We start from the raw sequence: 1194 nt of genomic DNA on the forward strand, positions 1-1194 counted from the left end.
CCATGGCGAAGGCGAAGTTTGAGCGGACGAAGCCGCACTGCAACATCGGCACGATTGGTCATGTGGACCATGGCAAGACGTCGCTGACGGCGGCGATCACGAAGGTTTTGGCGAAGACGGGCGGGGCGACGTACACGGCGTACGACCAGATCGACAAGGCGCCGGAGGAGAAGGCGCGCGGGATCACGATTTCGACGGCGCATGTGGAGTACGAGACGAAGGCGCGGCACTACGCGCATGTGGATTGCCCGGGTCATGCGGACTACGTGAAGAACATGATCACGGGTGCGGCGCAGATGGACGGGGCGATCCTGGTGGTGTCTGCGGCGGACGGCCCGATGCCGCAGACGCGCGAGCACATTCTTCTGGCGCGTCAGGTGGGGGTTCCGGCGCTGGTGGTGTTCATGAACAAGGTGGACATGGTGGACGATCCGGAGCTTCTCGATCTGGTGGAGCTGGAGGTTCGGGAGCTCTTGAAGTCGTATCAGTTCCCTGGCGACGAGATTCCGGTGATCCGGGGTTCGGCGCTGTGCGCGCTGGAGGACCGGAACCCTGAGATCGGCGAGCAGGCGATCCTGAAGCTGATGGATGCGGTGGACAGCTACATTCCGCAGCCGGACCGCCCGAAGGATCGCCCGTTCCTGATGCCGATCGAGGACGTGTTCTCGATTTCGGGCCGCGGCACGGTGGTGACGGGGCGGATCGAGCGCGGCGTGGTGAAGGTGGGCGACGAGGTGGAGATCGTGGGCCTTCGTCCGACCATGAAGACGGTGGTGACGGGGGTGGAGATGTTCCGCAAGCTGTTGGACAGCGGCGAGGCGGGGGACAACATCGGCGCGCTGCTGCGGGGGACGAAGCGCGAGGAGGTGGAGCGGGGCCAGGTTTTGGCGGCGCCGGGCTCGATCACGCCGCACACGAAGTTCCTGGCGGAGGCCTACATCCTGACCAAGGAGGAGGGGGGTCGGCACACGCCGTTCTTCACCAACTACCGTCCGCAGTTCTACTTCCGCACCACGGACGTGACGGGGGTGGTGACGCTGCCCGAGGGGACGGAGATGGTGATGCCCGGGGACAATGTGCGGATGGAGGTGACGCTGATCGCGCCGATCGCGATGGACGAGGGCCTGCGCTTCGCCATCCGCGAGGGCGGACGCACCGTCGGCGCAGGCGTCGTCACCAAGATCGTGCAGTGAC

Annotated in this window: 1 protein-coding gene; it reads left to right on the forward strand. The window is 65.6% G+C overall.

The window, feature by feature from the left end:
- Positions 1-2 precede the first annotated feature (2 nt).
- Positions 3-1193, forward strand: coding sequence for an elongation factor Tu (gene tuf, locus FK498_RS18725; RefSeq protein ID WP_141857215.1), 1191 nt, complete (start codon positions 3-5; stop codon positions 1191-1193).
- Position 1194: the final 1 nt, after the last annotated feature.

Source organism: Elioraea sp. Yellowstone (assembly GCF_006704265.1).
Lineage (GTDB): Bacteria > Pseudomonadota > Alphaproteobacteria > Acetobacterales > Acetobacteraceae > Elioraea.